This is a genomic window from Paraburkholderia agricolaris (assembly GCF_009455635.1).
Taxonomy (GTDB): domain Bacteria; phylum Pseudomonadota; class Gammaproteobacteria; order Burkholderiales; family Burkholderiaceae; genus Paraburkholderia; species Paraburkholderia agricolaris.
Genome location: NZ_QPER01000001.1, coordinates 4,197,829 through 4,212,893 on the forward strand (window position 1 = coordinate 4,197,829; position 15,065 = coordinate 4,212,893).

Here is a 15,065-nt window from a genome sequence, read left to right on the forward strand (position 1 = left end):
CAGGAACGGGTATCGATCGTCGATTGCTACGCGGCACACAGCGACTCAGCCGCCGCCCCACGCTTTCACTGGCGGCCGCAGAGATCGAGACGCGCAGCGGCGGCAGTAGCCGCCGCCCGGCGTGTACGGCTGCCACGCTGCGCATTGATGCCCGCCTTGATAACGATGCACAGCAGCGTGCCGGTCAGCAGCACCGCGGCCGCCCACGGCAGCGAGACCGCGCCGTACCGGTCGATCGCAATGCCGCCGAACGCCCCGCCGCCCGCTATCGCGAGATTCCAGAACGTGACGATCATCGATTGCGCGACATCGGCACCCTCGCCCGCGGCACGCGCCGAAGCCGTTTGAAAGAGCGTGGCGGCACCGCCGAACGCGAGCCCCCACACCGCCACACCGGCATAGACAACGGCCGGCAGATCGCTCGCCAGACCGAGCGTCACGACGGCCGCACCGAACAGCGCGACGCTGATCAGCGTCAGCCGGCGCAGATGCCGGTCCACCAGCACGCCGACGATCGCGATACTCACAAGCGCCATCACGCCGAACACAAGCAGCACGACATCCACGCGCTGCTGCAAATGTGCGAGCGCAAGAAACGGCGAGATGTAGGTGTAGAGAATGGTATGCGCGAGCACATAGGTGAACATCACCGCGAGTACTGCCTTGAGACCGGGTGAGGCGAGCACGCCACTCAACGTCGTGCGCCGTCCGGCCGCCTGACCGGCGAAATCGGGCACCTGCCAGCGTACCCAGCCGAGCAGCACGACCGTCAGCACGCTCATCGCACCAAACGTATAACGCCAGCCGATTGAAGCGCCCATCAGCGTCCCAAGTGGAATGCCGAGCGACAAGGCCAGCGGCACGCCCGTCATCGCCACCGCGATGGCCCGGCCTTGCAGATGAGCCGGCGCCATGCGCGCCGCGTAGCCGGCAAGCAGCGCCCACAGCAGACCCGCCGACACGCCGGCAAAGAAACGCGCAACCAGCGTGAGCGTGTAGTTCGTCGACAGCGTCGTTACCGTATTGACGACGATGAAACCCGCGATCGCCATCAGCAGCAGCGGACGACGGCGCCAGCCGCGCGTCGCGATTGCAAGCGGAATAGCCGCCACCAGCGACCCCGCCGCGTACACGGTGACAAGCTGCCCGATCAGTGCCGCCGACACCCCGAAGTCGCCGCTCATTTCGCCCAGCAGGCCGGCGGGCAAGGCCTCGGTAAGGATCGTGATAAACCCGCCCGTGGCGAGCGCGAGCAAACCAGACAGCGGCAAGCGACCGGCAGGCTGGGGCGATTGTGCCGATGCTGCTGATGTTGCCGGACACGTCGCGGCGTCAGCCAGGTCCTGGTCGAATTCGCTCATGAGCGGCTCGCTCCCTGACCCTTGGCCGCGCTCACGCCGTACACCGCATCGCGCAGTTCATCCACGAACGCCCCCGACATTCCTTCGTACAACGTGTTGGTCAACGCAACGACGCTCAGGCCGCGGCTACGGTCCACGAACCAGGAGTGGCCATACGCGCCGCCCCAGCGCCAGGTGCCGGGCGACTCCGGTGAATCGGCGGCGAGCGGATCGCGCAGCACCGAAAAACCCAGGCCGAAGCCGTAGCCCGGCTTATCGGGCGGACCCATCTCGCCCGTCTGATTGCGGCCCATTTCGTCGACGATCGCGCGCGGCAGCAAAGCGCCGCCGCCATCGCGCAGTATGTCGAGCAAACGCAGCACGTCGTCGGCGCAACCCACCATGCCCGCGCCACCTGACGCAAACGCTTCGGGGTCCAACGCGCGCGCCGGCTCGAAATCGATGCCGACCGCTCCTTCGAACGGTGTCGCGCGCTCCTTGTCGCGCATGCGGTGCGGTCGCGGCACGTCGCTCACGTAGGGTGTCGCGAGACGCTGCGCGTCGAGCGTATAAAAGGCGGTGTCGTTCATCCCGAGCGGCGCGGTGACGAGATCGCGCACCGCGTCGCCCAGCGGCAATTGCGTCACGCGTTCGATCAGCGCGCCCAGCACGTCGATCGACAGCGAGTAGGCCCAAGCCGTACCCGGCGCGAACAGCAACGGTACGCCGGCAATCCGTCGCAGGTTCTCAGCGAGCGTAATGCCTGCGCCATCCATCCCATCGGAAACACCTGCGCGGGCATACGGGCCGTGCTCATCAGGTTCGAGAAAACGGTAGCCGAGGCCCGCCGTATGCGTCAGCAAATGCCGCACGGTGAGGTGCGCGGCGCCGCCGTCCGCTCCACGCGGCGTGAACTCAGGCAGATAGCGCTCGACTGCGTCGTCGAGCCCTAGACGCTGCTGACTGACCAGCACCATCGCGGCCGTCGAGACGATCGGCTTCGAAATCGACGCAAGCCGGAACAGCGTATCTTCGCGCATCGGTTGTTCATGCTCGCGGTCGGCGAGACCTGCGGCGCGGCGATACACCGGCTCGCCGTGCTCGGCGATCAGTACGACGCCGCCAACGAGGCGTTGCTCAGCCAGTGCTCTATCGATCACCGCATCGACCCGCAGCGGGAGTGGCGCGGCATCGCGAGCAGTGCGGGACAACGCGGACAATTCGGACATGACGGCTCCAATCAGAGGGATGCGGCCATCATACGAATCCGGCAAACGAAGAAAAACTGGGATAGAGTTCCTCAGTCTACGGACATTTATGTCCGGAATCGGAGGCGACGGTGGAAAGTCTGGGCGGGTTCCTGGTATTCGTGCAGGTGGCAGAAACACGCAGCTTCGTCGCAGCCGGGCGGCTGCTCGGTGTGTCGGCGTCGGCAGTCGGCAAGCGCATCGCGCGCCTCGAAGAAAGGCTCGGCGTGCGGCTTTTTCATCGCAGCACGCGCAGCATCACGCTCACCACCGACGGCATGCAATTTCTCGAACGCAGCCGGCGCATCCTTGCCGAAATCGAAGCAGCACAACTGGAAATATCGCAAAGCGCCGGCTCGCCGCGCGGCCGCTTGCGTGCGAGTCTGCCGCTGGTCGGTTCGCTGGTGTTGCCGATACTCGCCGATTTCATGCTGGCCTATCCGGAGATTGAACTTGATCTGGACTTCAGCGACCGCGTGGTCGATGTGATCGACGAAGGTTTCGACGTCGTGGTGCGTACCGGCGCGCTGGCGGATTCACGCCTCGCCGCGCGGCAAATCGGTTCATTCGGCGTAGTGCTGGTTGGCGCGCCGGCCTATTTTGCCCGGCACGGCACGCCGCAAAAACCCGCCGATCTCTCGAACCATATCTGTCTGCACTACCGCTACCCGAAGAACGGCAAGCTGGAGATCTGGCCGTTGCGACGCGAAGCCGGTGAGCGCGAGGTGACCTTGCCGATTTCGATGGTTTGCAACAACGTCGAAACGCGCGTGTGCTTCGCCATGCGCGGTTTGGGAATTGCGTGCATGCCGGATTTTTCGGTGCGGCAGGCGCTAAAAGACGGCCTGCTTTGCACGGTGCTCGACGACTACGTCGAGCGGGTGATCGATCTGAGTATCGTCTGGCCGGCCGGACGCAGTGTGCCGCCCCGCTTGCGGGTGTTCATCGATTTCATGGCCGCGCGGATTCTCGCGGACAACCTTCCGTAACGCTACGTCAGCGTGCCGCGCAGCGTCGCCGACCAGTTACACCGCCGCAGGCTCTCGCGCATCACCACCCTGGAACAACGCGGAAATCGCATCTGTCGACAACGGCTTCGCAAAGTAAAAGCCCTGCATTTCGTCGCACGCGCGCTCCCTCAGGAAATCGAGTTGCGCCGACGTCTCCACGCCTTCCGCGATCACTTGCAGTTTCAGTGAATGGGCGAGCGCGATGATCGCCGAGGTGATCGTCTCGTCGTCGCCCGACACGCCGATATCCGACACGAACGAGCGGTCGATCTTCAAACGGTCCACCGGAAAGCGCTTCAGATAACTGAGACTCGAATAGCCGGTGCCGAAGTCGTCGATGGCAAGGCCGATACCGAGCGCATGCAGCTCGTTGAGCATCGACACCGCCTCCTCGGCATTGCGCATGATGGTGCTTTCGGTCAGCTCGAGTTCGAGGTACTGCGGCTCGAGCCCCGTTTCGGCGAGCACCTGCATGACGAGCTTGGCGATATCGCGCTGCTGGAAAACGCGCGCCGACAGATTCACCGACACCCGCGCGGGCGGCAACCCTTCGTCCTGCCACGCCTTGTTCTGGCGGCATGCCTCACGCAACACCCATTCCGACAGCGGCCCGATCAAGCCGCTCTCCTCGGCGACCGGAATGAACAGCGACGGCAGCACCAGGCCGACTTCCGGATCGTGCCAGCGCACCAGCGCCTCGGTGCCGACGATCTGTCCGCTTTCGATATCCACCTGCGGCTGGTAGTGCAGCAGGAATTCATTGTCGCGCAACGCACGGCGCAAACGCCGTTCGAGATTCAGGCGCGCGCCGGCGCTCGCATTCATCTCCGGCTGATAAAACTGGAATGTGTTGCGGCCCATGTCCTTCGCGCGATACATCGCGAGATCGGCCTTTTTCATCAGCGTTTCCGCATCGTCGCCGTCCTGCGGGAAGAGGCTCGCACCCATGCTGCAACCGACATACAACTCGGTGCCGTCGAGCCACACCGGTTCGGAAATCGACGCGCGCACCCGCTCCATCCACGCGATCAGCGACTGCTCGTCGACGGTATCGGTCATTACGATCACGAACTCGTCGCCGCCGTGCCGCGCGACCGTGTCGCTGGTTCGCGTGCAGCGCGCGAGCCGCTCGGCCACCACGCCCAGCAAGCGGTCGCCGACGCTATGACCGAGGCTGTCGTTGACGTTCTTGAAGCCGTCCAGGTCGATGAACACGACCGCGACGCCCTTGTGATGCCGCTGCGCGACGATCAGTGCGTGCTGCAGACGATCGCGCAGCAGGTTGCGATTCGGCAGCCGCGTGAGACTGTCGTAGTTGGCCTGGTACTCGAGTTGCTCCTGATAGCGGATCAGATCGGTCACGTCATTGATCACACCGATGTGATGGGTAATCACCCCCTCCGCGTTCGGCACCGGCGCGATGAACAACTGATTCCAGAATAGCGCGCCGTCCTTGCGATAGTTGCGCACCACGGCGCTCACCTCGCGGTTCGCCGCAAGCGCCTGACGGATCAACGCGACGCCTTCCTGGTCGCGGTCGTCGCGTTGCAGCACACGGCAATCGTGGCCGATCACTTCGGCGGGATCGTAGCCGGTGATACGCATGAACGCGGGGTTCACGTATTCGATCAGATTGCCCGACGGCGACGGCGCGGTGATCAGAATCGCGTTGACACTGGCATCGAGCGCGCGGCTTTGCAGGCGCAAGGCCAGGTCGGCGCGCTTGCGCTCGGTGATGTCCGTGTAAGAACCGAGCACGCCGATCACGCGGCCCTCGCCATCGGTGAATGGCAGCTTGCTCGTGACGGTGGTGCGATGCACGCCGTCGATCACCAAATCGACCTCGAAATTCATTTTCGGCACGCCGGTGGTCACCACCTCCTTGTCGTGCTCGTTCAGCAGACTGGCAAAGGCCCGCCACGGCATGTCGTTGTCGCTCTTGCCGACCACCTGCTCCGGGTAAGAGAGCCCCGCGTCGCGCGCGAACGCCATGTTGCAGCCGAGATAGCGCGACTCCTGATCCTTCCAGAAAATTCGCTGCGGGATGTTGTCGATCACGGTCTCGAGCATCTGGTTCGAACGCTGCGCCTCAGCTTCGGCGTTGATCTGTTCGGTGACGTCGTCGGCCAGTACAAAGAAGGCGGCGCGGCCCATGAAATTGAGCGCGTGATACGAAATGTCGGCGCTGATCATCGACCCGTCCTTGCGCCGGTGATGCCAGACGCCCGCCATCGTGCGGCCGTGGTGCAGGACGTCGCTGCGTTGCAGGTGCGATTCGAGACGCGAGATCTCGCCATTCGGCCGGATCGCGCGAATCGTCATGCCGAGGAATTCGCTTTCCGAGTAACCGTATTGCTGGATCGTGGCCGCGTTCACGGCGAGAAAGCGCAGCGTCTCGCGGTCGAAAATGTACATCGGCACCGGATGATCGTCGAACAGGCCGCGAAAGCGCTCGTCGTTGCGATTGAGCGCGCGGACCGTGCGCAGTTTCTCGCGCGCGCGGCTTTCGCGAGCGCCGAACGTGAAGATCAGGAGCGCGCTGCCGGCCAGCATCGTCACGATCAGCAGGAACATGGCGCGCTGGGTTTCGTTCGCGGACGCCGCGACCGACGCCTGCAACACGTCATTCTCCTGCTGGCGCAGCGCTGCCAGACTGGTTTCCACTCGGCCCAGCCCCAGCCCGAGGTGCGTATAGGTCGATGCCGCCCACGCGCGTGACTCGTTCGGCGTGGCGTGAGCGCTCCTCAGCAGTGCATCGTCAATGTCGCGTTGCAGCGCGTGACTGTCCACACTCAATTTGGCGAGCGTGGCGAGCAAGGCTGGTTCGCCAGCGAGCTCCTTGCGCAACTCGCGCTCCACGTTGGCCAGCGAACTCGCCATGGCGGTGGCCTCGGTGACGGGCGCGGCGTCACCCGATGCTTCGAAACGGCCGAGCGCGGCCAGTCCGCTATCCAGCGCCGTATGGTAGGCGTCGAGATTCTGACGCACGTTCGCTGAACGCAGCATGCGCGCGTCAGCGTCGCGCTGGCCGCAAATCTGCGTGTAGGCGACGAACGCGTTCGCGCCGACCGCCGCGGCGACGACCGCCAGATTGATCAGCAGCCGCTTCGATAAAAAAGGAGTCATGGGTTCCGAACGTCAATCGTTCTGAGGGCGGGAGCGCGGGGTCGCTTTCGATGCGTCGGATCGCACCGGGTCGAGTCTTTTTACGCGCCAACCCATGGATAACGGCCGCGTTCGGAACAGGTTGAGGGGTGGGGGCGAAATAATTAGGGGATTTGGGTGGGGTGTTGGGCTGGGGGCGCCTGGTCGGCCACGCCTGGCCGGCCGCACCTAGCCGGCCGCACCAAATTCCTTCATTGCGGGAACGAAGTCATGGTTGCCTTCCGGTTTGCGTGACAATTTGGCCAGTACATAGCGCTTGAACGGCGCAAGCTTGGCCCACTGCGCGATACCCGGCACCGGCAGGCCGGCGAGTCCAGCCTGGTGTGCGACACCCTCCGGCACCGCGTCGATGCGGCGCCAGGCGGGCGCTTCCTCGGGCGTGAACCATTCCGGCTCGACATTCGCGTGCGTGCGCAGCATTTCGAACAGTGCGTGATCGAAATTCGGCTCGATTTCCGTGTCCTCCTCGACCGGAAACCGCGCCAGCAGCTTACGGTCTTCGAGCGGCAGCAACTGCCACTGCTCCAGTGTGATGCGCAGCCCGAAACGATCGAGATTGAAGCGCACCGACATCGGGATGTAGGTGAAATTCTCCGAAGACGCGACTTCGAAGTCGAACAGAAGCGGTGCCTCGTTGAGTCCCATGACAGTATTCCTCTTTGGTGACGGGCAACACTCAAGCCCAGCTTGAGGTATTTTAGAACCTTATTCGCGCGATAGCGGCGTGGTCTGGCACCGCTTCGCGCCGCTGGCAAAGCTGCAAACCGCTCAAACGCGTGCGGCATGAAAGGAGTGAAATCGCTTGAACCAACTGGAAACCGCCGGGCAACCCGGCGCCGTGGAGCGCGAGGTGCACCGGCATCGCGGCGCGGCGGTCGAAACCGTCACCGATCACGTCGGTCAGGAGTGGCCGGTGGCGCTCGTCTTCAACGGCATCTCGCACGCGGTCATGATGTGCACGCCGTGCGATCTGGAAGCGTTCGCAGTCGGCTTTGCAATTTCGGAAGGAATCGTGGAACGCGGCAGTGACATTCAGGACATCGAGGTCGAGCTGCACGACGACGACGAATTGCCGCATGCCGAAGTGCAATTGAAGGTCGTTCAGCAGGCGTTCGTCGCGTTGAAGGAAAAACGCCGCGCGCTCGCCGGGCGGACCGGCTGCGGCGTATGCGGGATCGAAAGCATCGATCTGCTGGATCTGAAGCCGGAGCGCGTGCCCGACACCGGCTTTCTGCAACGGCTTGCGCCGGATGCGATCGCGCGTGCGGCGCGCGAGTTGCCGGAACATCAGGCGCTAACGCGCCTGACTGGCGGCCTGCACGCCGCCGCATGGTGCGACGCCGCAGGCGCGATCCGCTACGCGTTCGAAGACGTCGGCCGTCACAACGCGCTCGACAAGCTGATCGGCCAGCTAGTGCTCGATCGCGTCGATACCCGTGAAGGGTTTGTGTTTCTGTCGAGCCGCGCCAGCTACGAGCTGGTGCGCAAGGCGGCGCGTGTCGACGTACCGATGCTCGCGACGATTTCGGCGCCGTCGTCGCTGGCGATTGCGATTGCCCGCAAAGCGGGCGTACGGCTTGTCAGCTTCTGCCGGGAAACCAGCTACGTCGACTACGACACCTTGCAGCCGGCGCAAGCTTGAGCGCTTCAGGCGCCTGAAGTATGGTCAGGCGCCCTGAGCGCAGCCGGTTCAATCGAACTGCCGGAAGTCCGGCTTGCGCTTCTCGAAGAACGCCTTGAACGCCTCGCGCGCTTCCGGCGCGATCAGCATCTTGCCGAAGTGCACCGCCTCCTCGCTCATCTGTGTTTGCAGTTCATGCTGGCTCGCGCGCTTCATCAGACTCTTCGTCACCCGCAACGAAGAAGCCGGCAGCGCCGCCAGTTTGGCTGCCTGCGCGGCGGCGAACGCATCGACTTCAGCCGCGGGCAACACGCGATTCACGAAACCCATGCGGTGCGCTTCGACAGCATCGAAGGCTTCGCCGAGCAGCAGCTTTTCCGCTGCGGCCTGATAGCCGGCCACGCGCTGCAACAGCAAACTCGACGCCGCTTCCGGGCAAAGCCCCAACTGCGTGAACGGCAGTGAAAAGCTCGCCGTATTCGATGCGTACACGAGATCGCAGTGCAGCAGGAGCGTTGTGCCAATGCCGACTGCCGGGCCCGCCACCGATGCCACCACCGGTTTTTCCGCCGCACTGATCGCGCGCAGGAACTGGAACACCGGGGCATCTTCGCCGCCTGGCGGCTTCTTCATGAAGTCTTCGAGATCGTTGCCGGCACTGAAAATGCCGGCGCTGCCGCGAATCAGAATTGCCCGGATCGATGTGTCGCCCTGCGCTTCGACCAGTGCGTCGGCCATCGTCTGATACATCGCAGCCGTGATCGCGTTTTTCCTGTCGGGCCGGTTGAAGGCAATCGTCAGCACACCGTCGGCGCGCTCGACCAGAATATCCATTGTCATCTCCTCGTACTCCTGGTTGCTGCTGAATGGAAAAAACGGCTCGCAAGCCGGATAGGCCTGCGAACCGTTTCCGCGGTCCTTAAGTGGTCGCTGCAAGGGTCACTGCAAGGATCACTGTCAGGACCTGGCAAAATACGCTTACAGACGTTCGATAATGCCCGCCGCACCCATGCCGGTACCGACGCACATGGTCACCATGCCGTACTTGAAGTTGCGGCGGCGCAGGCCGTGCACAACCGTCGACGCACGAATCGCGCCGGTCGCGCCGAGCGGATGGCCGAGTGCGATCGCGCCGCCAAGCGGGTTGATCTTCGACGGATCGAGACCGAGGTCCTGAATCACCGCCAGCGATTGCGCGGCGAATGCTTCATTCAGTTCGATCCAGTCCATGTCCTCGATCTTCAGACCGGCGGCCTTCAGCGCAGCCGGAATCGCTTCCTTCGGACCGATACCCATGATTTCCGGCGGCACGCCGCGCACGGCGAAACTGACAAAACGGGCGAGCGGCGTCAGGTTGAATTCCTTCAGCATCTTTTCCGACACGACGATCAACGCGCCCGCGCCGTCCGACGTCTGCGAGCTGTTGCCCGCCGTCACCGAACCCTTGTTTGCGAACACGGCGCGCAGTTTCGCCAGACCTTCCAGCGACGTTTCCGCACGCGGACCTTCGTCGAGCGCGACTTCACGCGTCTTCACCTTCACTTCGCCGGTGGCAAGATCGGGGAAACGTTCGGTGATCGTGTACGCGGCGATTTCGTCGTTGAACTCGCCGGCCTGCTGTGCGGCGATGGCACGGCGATGCGATTCGACCGAGAACGCGTCTTGCGCTTCGCGGCTGATCTTCCAGCGCTCGGCGACCTTCTCCGCGGTCAGGCCCATGCCGTAGGCAATGCCGATGTCTTCGTTGCGATCGAAGATATGCGGCGACATCGACGGCTTGTTGCCCATCATCGGCACCATGCTCATCGATTCGCAGCCGCCCGCGATCATCGCGTCCGATTCGCCGACGCGGATGCGGTCCGCCGCCATGGCCAGCGCGGTCAGGCCCGACGCGCAGAAACGGTTCACCGTGACACCGCCCACCGTGTTCGGCAGGCCCGCCAGCAGCGCGCCCATCCGCGCGACGTTGAGGCCCTGCTCGGCCTCAGGAATCGCGCAGCCGATGATGGCGTCTTCGATCACCTTGGTGTCGAGGCCGGGCACTTGTGCCACAGCCGACTTGATCGCGTGCACCAGCAGTTCGTCCGGGCGCGTGTTCTTGAACATCCCGCGCGGCGCCTTGCCGATCGGCGTGCGGCTCGCGGCGACGATGTATGCGTCTTGCAATTGCTTTGCCATTTCAAGCTCCGTTGTCGACGGGAGTTAGCGCTTCAGCACTTACTCCCGTCCCATGCAATTTATTGCGTTCGTTCGTCGCTTAGTTGCGCACCGGCTTGCCGGTTTGCAGCATGCCCATGATCCGTTCCTGCGTCTTTTGCGTGCCGAGCAGATCAACGAACGCTTGACGCTCGAGTTTGAGCAGCCATTCTTCGTCGACGAGGCTGCCGGCTTCCACGTCACCGCCGCACACTGCTTCCGCGATGCGGCTGGCGATCAGGAAATCGTGCTCGCTGATGAAACGGCCGTCGCGCATGTTGACGAGCGATGCCTTGATGGTCGCAATCGCCGAGCGGCCCGCCACCGGCACTTGCGTGACACGCAGCGGCGGACGATAGCCCGCGGCCGACAGCGCGCGCGCTTCCTTCTTCGCGATGTCGAGCAGTTCGAACACGTTGAAGACGATCGTGTCGGACGGCTTCAGGTAGCCCATGGCGCGAGCGTCGAGAGCGGAGGCCGAAACCTTCGCCATCGCCGCGTTTTCGAACGACTTCTGCACGAACTTGAGCAGGTCGTTGGTTGCGCCGGCCGAGGTTGCGGCTTCTGCCGTGCGCAGTGCCGCTTCCTTCAAACCGCCGCCCGCCGGCACGAGACCCACGCCGACTTCGACCAGGCCGATATAGCTTTCGATGTGCGCGACACGCTTCGCGCTATGCAGCGCCAGTTCGCAGCCGCCGCCGAGCGCGATGCCCGACACCGCCGAGATGACCGGCACACTCGCGTACTTCACGCGCAACATGCCTTGCTGGAATTTCTTCACGAACGGCTCGATGCCCTTCGCACCGCCCGTCATGAACGCGGGCATGGCTTCTTCGAGGTTCGCACCTGCGGAGAACGGGCCGCCCGGCGTGCCGAGTTTCAGCGACGTAGGCTGCCACACGACCAGGCCCTTGTAGTCCTTCTCGGCCAGTTCGATGGCTTGCGTCAGGCCGTCGATCACCGACGGTCCGATCGTGTTCATCTTGCTCTTGAACGACACGATCAGGACGTCGTTCTCGCCTGCGCGGTCGTCGACCCACGCACGCACGGCGTCGGTTTCGAACAGCGTCTTGCCGTAGGTTTTCGGATCAGCCGACGTTTCGCCGACCAGCGGTGCGCGGAACACCTGTTTGTCGTAGACGCTAAGGGACGAGCGCGGCACAAAGGTCTTCGAAGCCGGCGACCACGAACCTTCGTTGGTATGCACGCCACCCTTCTCGGCAACCGGACCTTCCAGCACCCACGACGGCAGCGGCACGTTCGACAGCGCCTTGCCCGCCGCGATGTCTTCCTGCACCCATTCGGCGACCTGCTTCCAGCCGGCCGTCTGCCAGCCTTCGAACGGACCTTCGTTCCAGCCGAAGCCCCAGCGGATCGCCAGATCGACGTCACGCGCGTTATCAGCGATCGATTCCAGATGCACGCCGATGTAGTGGTACACGTCACGGAAAATCGACCACAGGAATTGCGCTTGCGGATGCTCCGATTCGCGCAGCAGCTTTAGACGTTCTGCCGGCGGGCGCTTCAGAATGCGGCCGACCAGTTCATCGGCCTTCGCGCCGCCGTCGATGTACGAACCCGTCTTCGGGTCGAGCACCTTGATCGCCTTGCCTTCCTTCTTGTAGAAGCCGCCGCCGGTCTTCTGACCCAGCGCGCCCTTCTTCACGAGTTCGGCCAGCACGGCCGGCGTTTCGTAGACCGGGAAGAACGGATCGTCCTTCAGCGTGTCCTGCATCGTCTTGATGACGTGCGCCATCGTGTCGAGACCGACCACGTCCGCGGTACGGAACGTTGCCGACTTCGCACGGCCCAGACGCGAGCCCGTCAGGTCGTCCACTTCGTCGAAACGCAGGCCGAACTTGGCGGCTTCCGTAATGACGGCGAGGATCGAGAAAATACCGACGCGGTTAGCGATGAAGTTCGGCGTATCTTTTGCCCGCACAACACCCTTGCCGACCACGCTCGTCAGGAACGATTCGAGCTGGTCGAGGATTTCCGGACGCGTCGTGGCGGTCGGGATCAATTCGACCAGATGCATGTAGCGCGGCGGATTGAAGAAGTGCACGCCGCAGAAGCGCGCCTTCAGTTCATCCGCGAAACCGTTCGACAGTTCGGTGATCGACAGACCCGACGTGTTGGTCGCGAAAATCGCATTCGGTGCGATGTGCGGCGAAACCTTCTTGTACAGGTCGTGCTTCCAGTCCATGCGTTCGGCGATCGCTTCGATCACGAGGTCGCACTCGGCGAGCTTCTCGATGTCGTCGTCGTAATTCGCGGGCTGGATGTATTGCGCGTCGTCCTTCACGCCGAATGGCGCGGGCGACAGCTTCTTCAGATTCTCGATCGCCTTCAGCGCGATCGCGTTCTTCGGGCCTTCCTTCGCGGGAAGGTCGAACAGCAGCACGGGCACCTTGGCGTTGATCAGGTGCGCTGCGATCTGCGCGCCCATCACGCCGGCGCCGAGCACGGCTACCTTGCGAATGTTCAGATTGCTCACGTCGTTCCTCCGGGGAGTTATGCGGTGTCGCGAATGTGTCTCTTACATTTCGCGATGTATGACTTGTGGCGGTGGAAGACGCCACGCCTTGTGAAGGCGTGGCGTTTGCCGTAAAGGTGCGCCTTAGAACAGCGACTCTTCGACGTCCATCATCGACTTCGAACCGGCGCGCGCCTGACGAATCGTCATTGCCGTTTCCGGCAGCAGCTTCGCGAAGTAGAAGCGCGCGGTAGCCAGCTTCGCCTTGTAGAACGGATCGCCCGATGCTTCGTTGTCCAGCGCGATACGTGCCATGCGCGCCCAGAAGTACGAGAACACCAGGTGGCCGACGGTGCGCAGATACGGCACGGCGGCGGCGCCGACTTCGTCCGGGTTCTGCATGGCCTTCATGCCGATTTCCATCGTCAGCTTCTGCACCTTTTCGCCGATGTCGGCGAGCGGGTTGATGAACTCCTGCATCTCCGGCTTCACGCCTTCGGCTTCGACGAAATCCGACACCAGCTTGCCGAACTTCTTCATCTTCGCGCCCATGTCGCCGAGAATCTTGCGGCCGAGCAGGTCGAGCGCCTGAATCGCGTTGGTGCCTTCGTAGATCATGTTGATACGCGCGTCGCGCACGTATTGCTCCATGCCCCATTCGGCGATGAAACCGTGGCCGCCGTAAATCTGCATGGCGTGATTGGTGCTCTCGAACGCGTTGTCCGAGAGGAAGGCTTTCAGGATCGGCGTGAGCAGCGCGACCAGATCAGCCGCCTCTTTACGCACCGATTCGTCGGCGTGCGACAGTTCCTTGTCGATGTGCAGCGCGGACCAGTACGAGAACGCGCGCGCGCCTTCAGCGTAGGCCTTCTGCGTGAGCAGCATGCGGCGCACGTCCGGGTGCACGATGATCGGGTCGGCGGCTTTTTCCGGCGCTTTCGGGCCAGTCAGCGAGCGCATTTGCAGACGCTCTTTCGCGTACACCAGCGAGTTCTGGTAGCCGATTTCCGTCAGGCCCAGGCTCTGCATGCCGACACCCAGACGCGCGGCGTTCATCATCACGAACATCGCGTTCAAGCCCTTGTTCGGCTCACCGACCAGCCAGCCCTTCGCGTTGTCGAGATTGATCACGCAGGTCGCGTTGCCGTGAATGCCCATCTTGTGTTCGATGGAGCCGCATTTCACGCCGTTGCGCTCGCCCGGTTCGCCGGCTTCGTTCGGGATGAACTTCGGCACGATGAAAAGGGAAATGCCCTTGGTGCCCTTGGGCGCATCCGGCAGACGCGCCAGCACCAGATGCACGATGTTCTCCGCGAGATCGTGTTCGCCGCTGGAGATGAAAATCTTCGTGCCGCTGATCGCGTACGAACCATCGCTGTTCGGTTCGGCCTTGGTGCGCAGAATGCCGAGGTCGGTGCCACAATGCGGCTCGGTCAGACACATCGTGCCGGTCCAGACGCCCGCAACCAGCTTCGGCAGATAGCGTTGCTGCAGTTCCGGCGTGCCGTGCGCATGCAGACATTCATACGCGCCGTGCGACAGACCCGGGTACATCGTCCACGCCTGATTCGCTGAATTCAGCATTTCATACAGCGCGTTATTGACGAATGCGGGCAGGCCCTGGCCACCGTACTCCGGATCGCAGCCGAGTGCCGGCCAACCGGCTTCCACATATTGTTTGTAGGCTTCCTTGAAGCCCTTCGGCGTGGTCACGACGCCGTCGCCGACGTACGTGCAGCCTTCCTGGTCACCGCTGTGATTGAGCGGGAACAGCACTTCGGAGCAGAACTTGCCGGCCTCTTCGAGCACGGCGTTGATCGTGTCCGCATCGAGATCCGCGTGCTTCGGCATCTGCTTGATCTCGGCTTCGACGTTAAGCAGCTCGTGCAAGACGAATTGCATGTCGCGCAGCGGCGCGGCGTACTGTCCCATGACTCTCTCCAAAGTTTGACAAGGAGCCAGGCTGTTAGCTCATCCGGGAAAACGGACTTTCAACGCCGCTGAATCTGT

General features: G+C 63.3%; 10 protein-coding genes. 2 read left to right on the forward strand and 8 right to left on the reverse strand.

From position 1 onward, the window contains the following. Positions 1 to 65: 65 nt before the first annotated feature. Positions 66 to 1,361: an MFS transporter gene (locus GH665_RS18415; protein WP_153137320.1), complete on the reverse strand. Its 1,296-nt coding sequence runs from the start codon at positions 1,359 to 1,361 to the stop codon at positions 66 to 68. Further along, positions 1,358 to 2,569 (reverse strand): serine hydrolase domain-containing protein, encoded by a 1,212-nt coding sequence (locus GH665_RS18420; protein ID WP_153137322.1) that lies wholly within the window; start codon positions 2,567 to 2,569, stop codon positions 1,358 to 1,360. Before GH665_RS18420 ends, GH665_RS18415 begins: the two co-directional genes overlap by 4 nt. 110 nt (positions 2,570 to 2,679) lie before the next feature. On the opposite strand from GH665_RS18420, the gene GH665_RS18425 reads away from it, so the two are divergent. Beyond that, positions 2,680 to 3,576 (forward strand): LysR family transcriptional regulator, encoded by an 897-nt coding sequence (locus GH665_RS18425; protein ID WP_153137324.1) that lies wholly within the window; start codon positions 2,680 to 2,682, stop codon positions 3,574 to 3,576. Between the two features lie 36 nt (positions 3,577 to 3,612). Here the strand turns inward: GH665_RS18425 and GH665_RS18430 are convergent, their stop codons facing one another. Together GH665_RS18430 and GH665_RS18435 are read right to left on the reverse strand one after the other, a co-directional pair. Beyond that, complete coding sequence (locus tag GH665_RS18430) at positions 3,613 to 6,723, reverse strand: sensor domain-containing protein (protein ID WP_153137326.1); 3,111 nt, start codon at positions 6,721 to 6,723, stop codon at positions 3,613 to 3,615. Positions 6,724 to 6,930: 207 nt separating this feature from the next. Further along, a complete protein-coding gene (locus GH665_RS18435; RefSeq protein ID WP_153137327.1) occupies positions 6,931 to 7,407 on the reverse strand; it encodes a nitrate reductase associated protein in 477 nt (158 codons plus the stop codon). 157 nt (positions 7,408 to 7,564) lie between these two features. Here GH665_RS18435 and fdhD point away from each other — a divergent pair, with 157 nt between their 5' ends. After that, positions 7,565 to 8,404: a formate dehydrogenase accessory sulfurtransferase FdhD gene (gene fdhD, locus GH665_RS18440; RefSeq protein WP_153137329.1), complete on the forward strand. Its 840-nt coding sequence runs from the start codon at positions 7,565 to 7,567 to the stop codon at positions 8,402 to 8,404. Between the two features lie 48 nt (positions 8,405 to 8,452). Here the strand turns inward: fdhD and GH665_RS18445 are convergent, their stop codons facing one another. The 4 genes from GH665_RS18445 to GH665_RS18460 all read right to left on the reverse strand — a co-directional run bounded on the left by GH665_RS18445 (position 8,453) and on the right by GH665_RS18460 (position 14,987). Further along, the gene (locus GH665_RS18445) at positions 8,453 to 9,223 is read right to left on the reverse strand and encodes an enoyl-CoA hydratase (protein WP_153137331.1); all 771 of its coding nucleotides are present in this window, start codon (positions 9,221 to 9,223) and stop codon (positions 8,453 to 8,455) included. Positions 9,224 to 9,361: 138 nt separating this feature from the next. Further along, on the reverse strand, positions 9,362 to 10,561 hold the full coding sequence (locus GH665_RS18450; protein WP_153137332.1) for an acetyl-CoA C-acyltransferase: 1,200 nt from the start codon (positions 10,559 to 10,561) through the stop codon (positions 9,362 to 9,364). A gap of 79 nt (positions 10,562 to 10,640) precedes the next feature. After that, positions 10,641 to 13,076: a 3-hydroxyacyl-CoA dehydrogenase/enoyl-CoA hydratase family protein gene (locus GH665_RS18455; RefSeq protein WP_153137335.1), complete on the reverse strand. Its 2,436-nt coding sequence runs from the start codon at positions 13,074 to 13,076 to the stop codon at positions 10,641 to 10,643. 123 nt (positions 13,077 to 13,199) lie between these two features. Next, entirely contained in the window at positions 13,200 to 14,987 is a 1,788-nt protein-coding gene (locus tag GH665_RS18460) for an acyl-CoA dehydrogenase C-terminal domain-containing protein (protein ID WP_153137336.1), read from the reverse strand. Positions 14,988 to 15,065: the final 78 nt, after the last annotated feature.

What these genes read in the sequence shown, in the direction of transcription:
- GH665_RS18420 (WP_153137322.1), bottom strand. Translation starts at nt 2,569, where the DNA reads ATGTCCGAATTGTCCGCGTTGTCCCGCACTGCTCGCGATGCCGCGCCA.
- GH665_RS18450 (WP_153137332.1), bottom strand. Translation starts at nt 10,561, where the DNA reads ATGGCAAAGCAATTGCAAGACGCATACATCGTCGCCGCGAGCCGCACG.
- GH665_RS18430 (WP_153137326.1), bottom strand. Translation starts at nt 6,723, where the DNA reads ATGACTCCTTTTTTATCGAAGCGGCTGCTGATCAATCTGGCGGTCGTC.
- GH665_RS18445 (WP_153137331.1), bottom strand. Translation starts at nt 9,223, where the DNA reads ATGACAATGGATATTCTGGTCGAGCGCGCCGACGGTGTGCTGACGATT.
- GH665_RS18435 (WP_153137327.1), bottom strand. Translation starts at nt 7,407, where the DNA reads ATGGGACTCAACGAGGCACCGCTTCTGTTCGACTTCGAAGTCGCGTCT.
- GH665_RS18460 (WP_153137336.1), bottom strand. Translation starts at nt 14,987, where the DNA reads ATGGGACAGTACGCCGCGCCGCTGCGCGACATGCAATTCGTCTTGCAC.
- GH665_RS18415 (WP_153137320.1), bottom strand. Translation starts at nt 1,361, where the DNA reads ATGAGCGAATTCGACCAGGACCTGGCTGACGCCGCGACGTGTCCGGCA.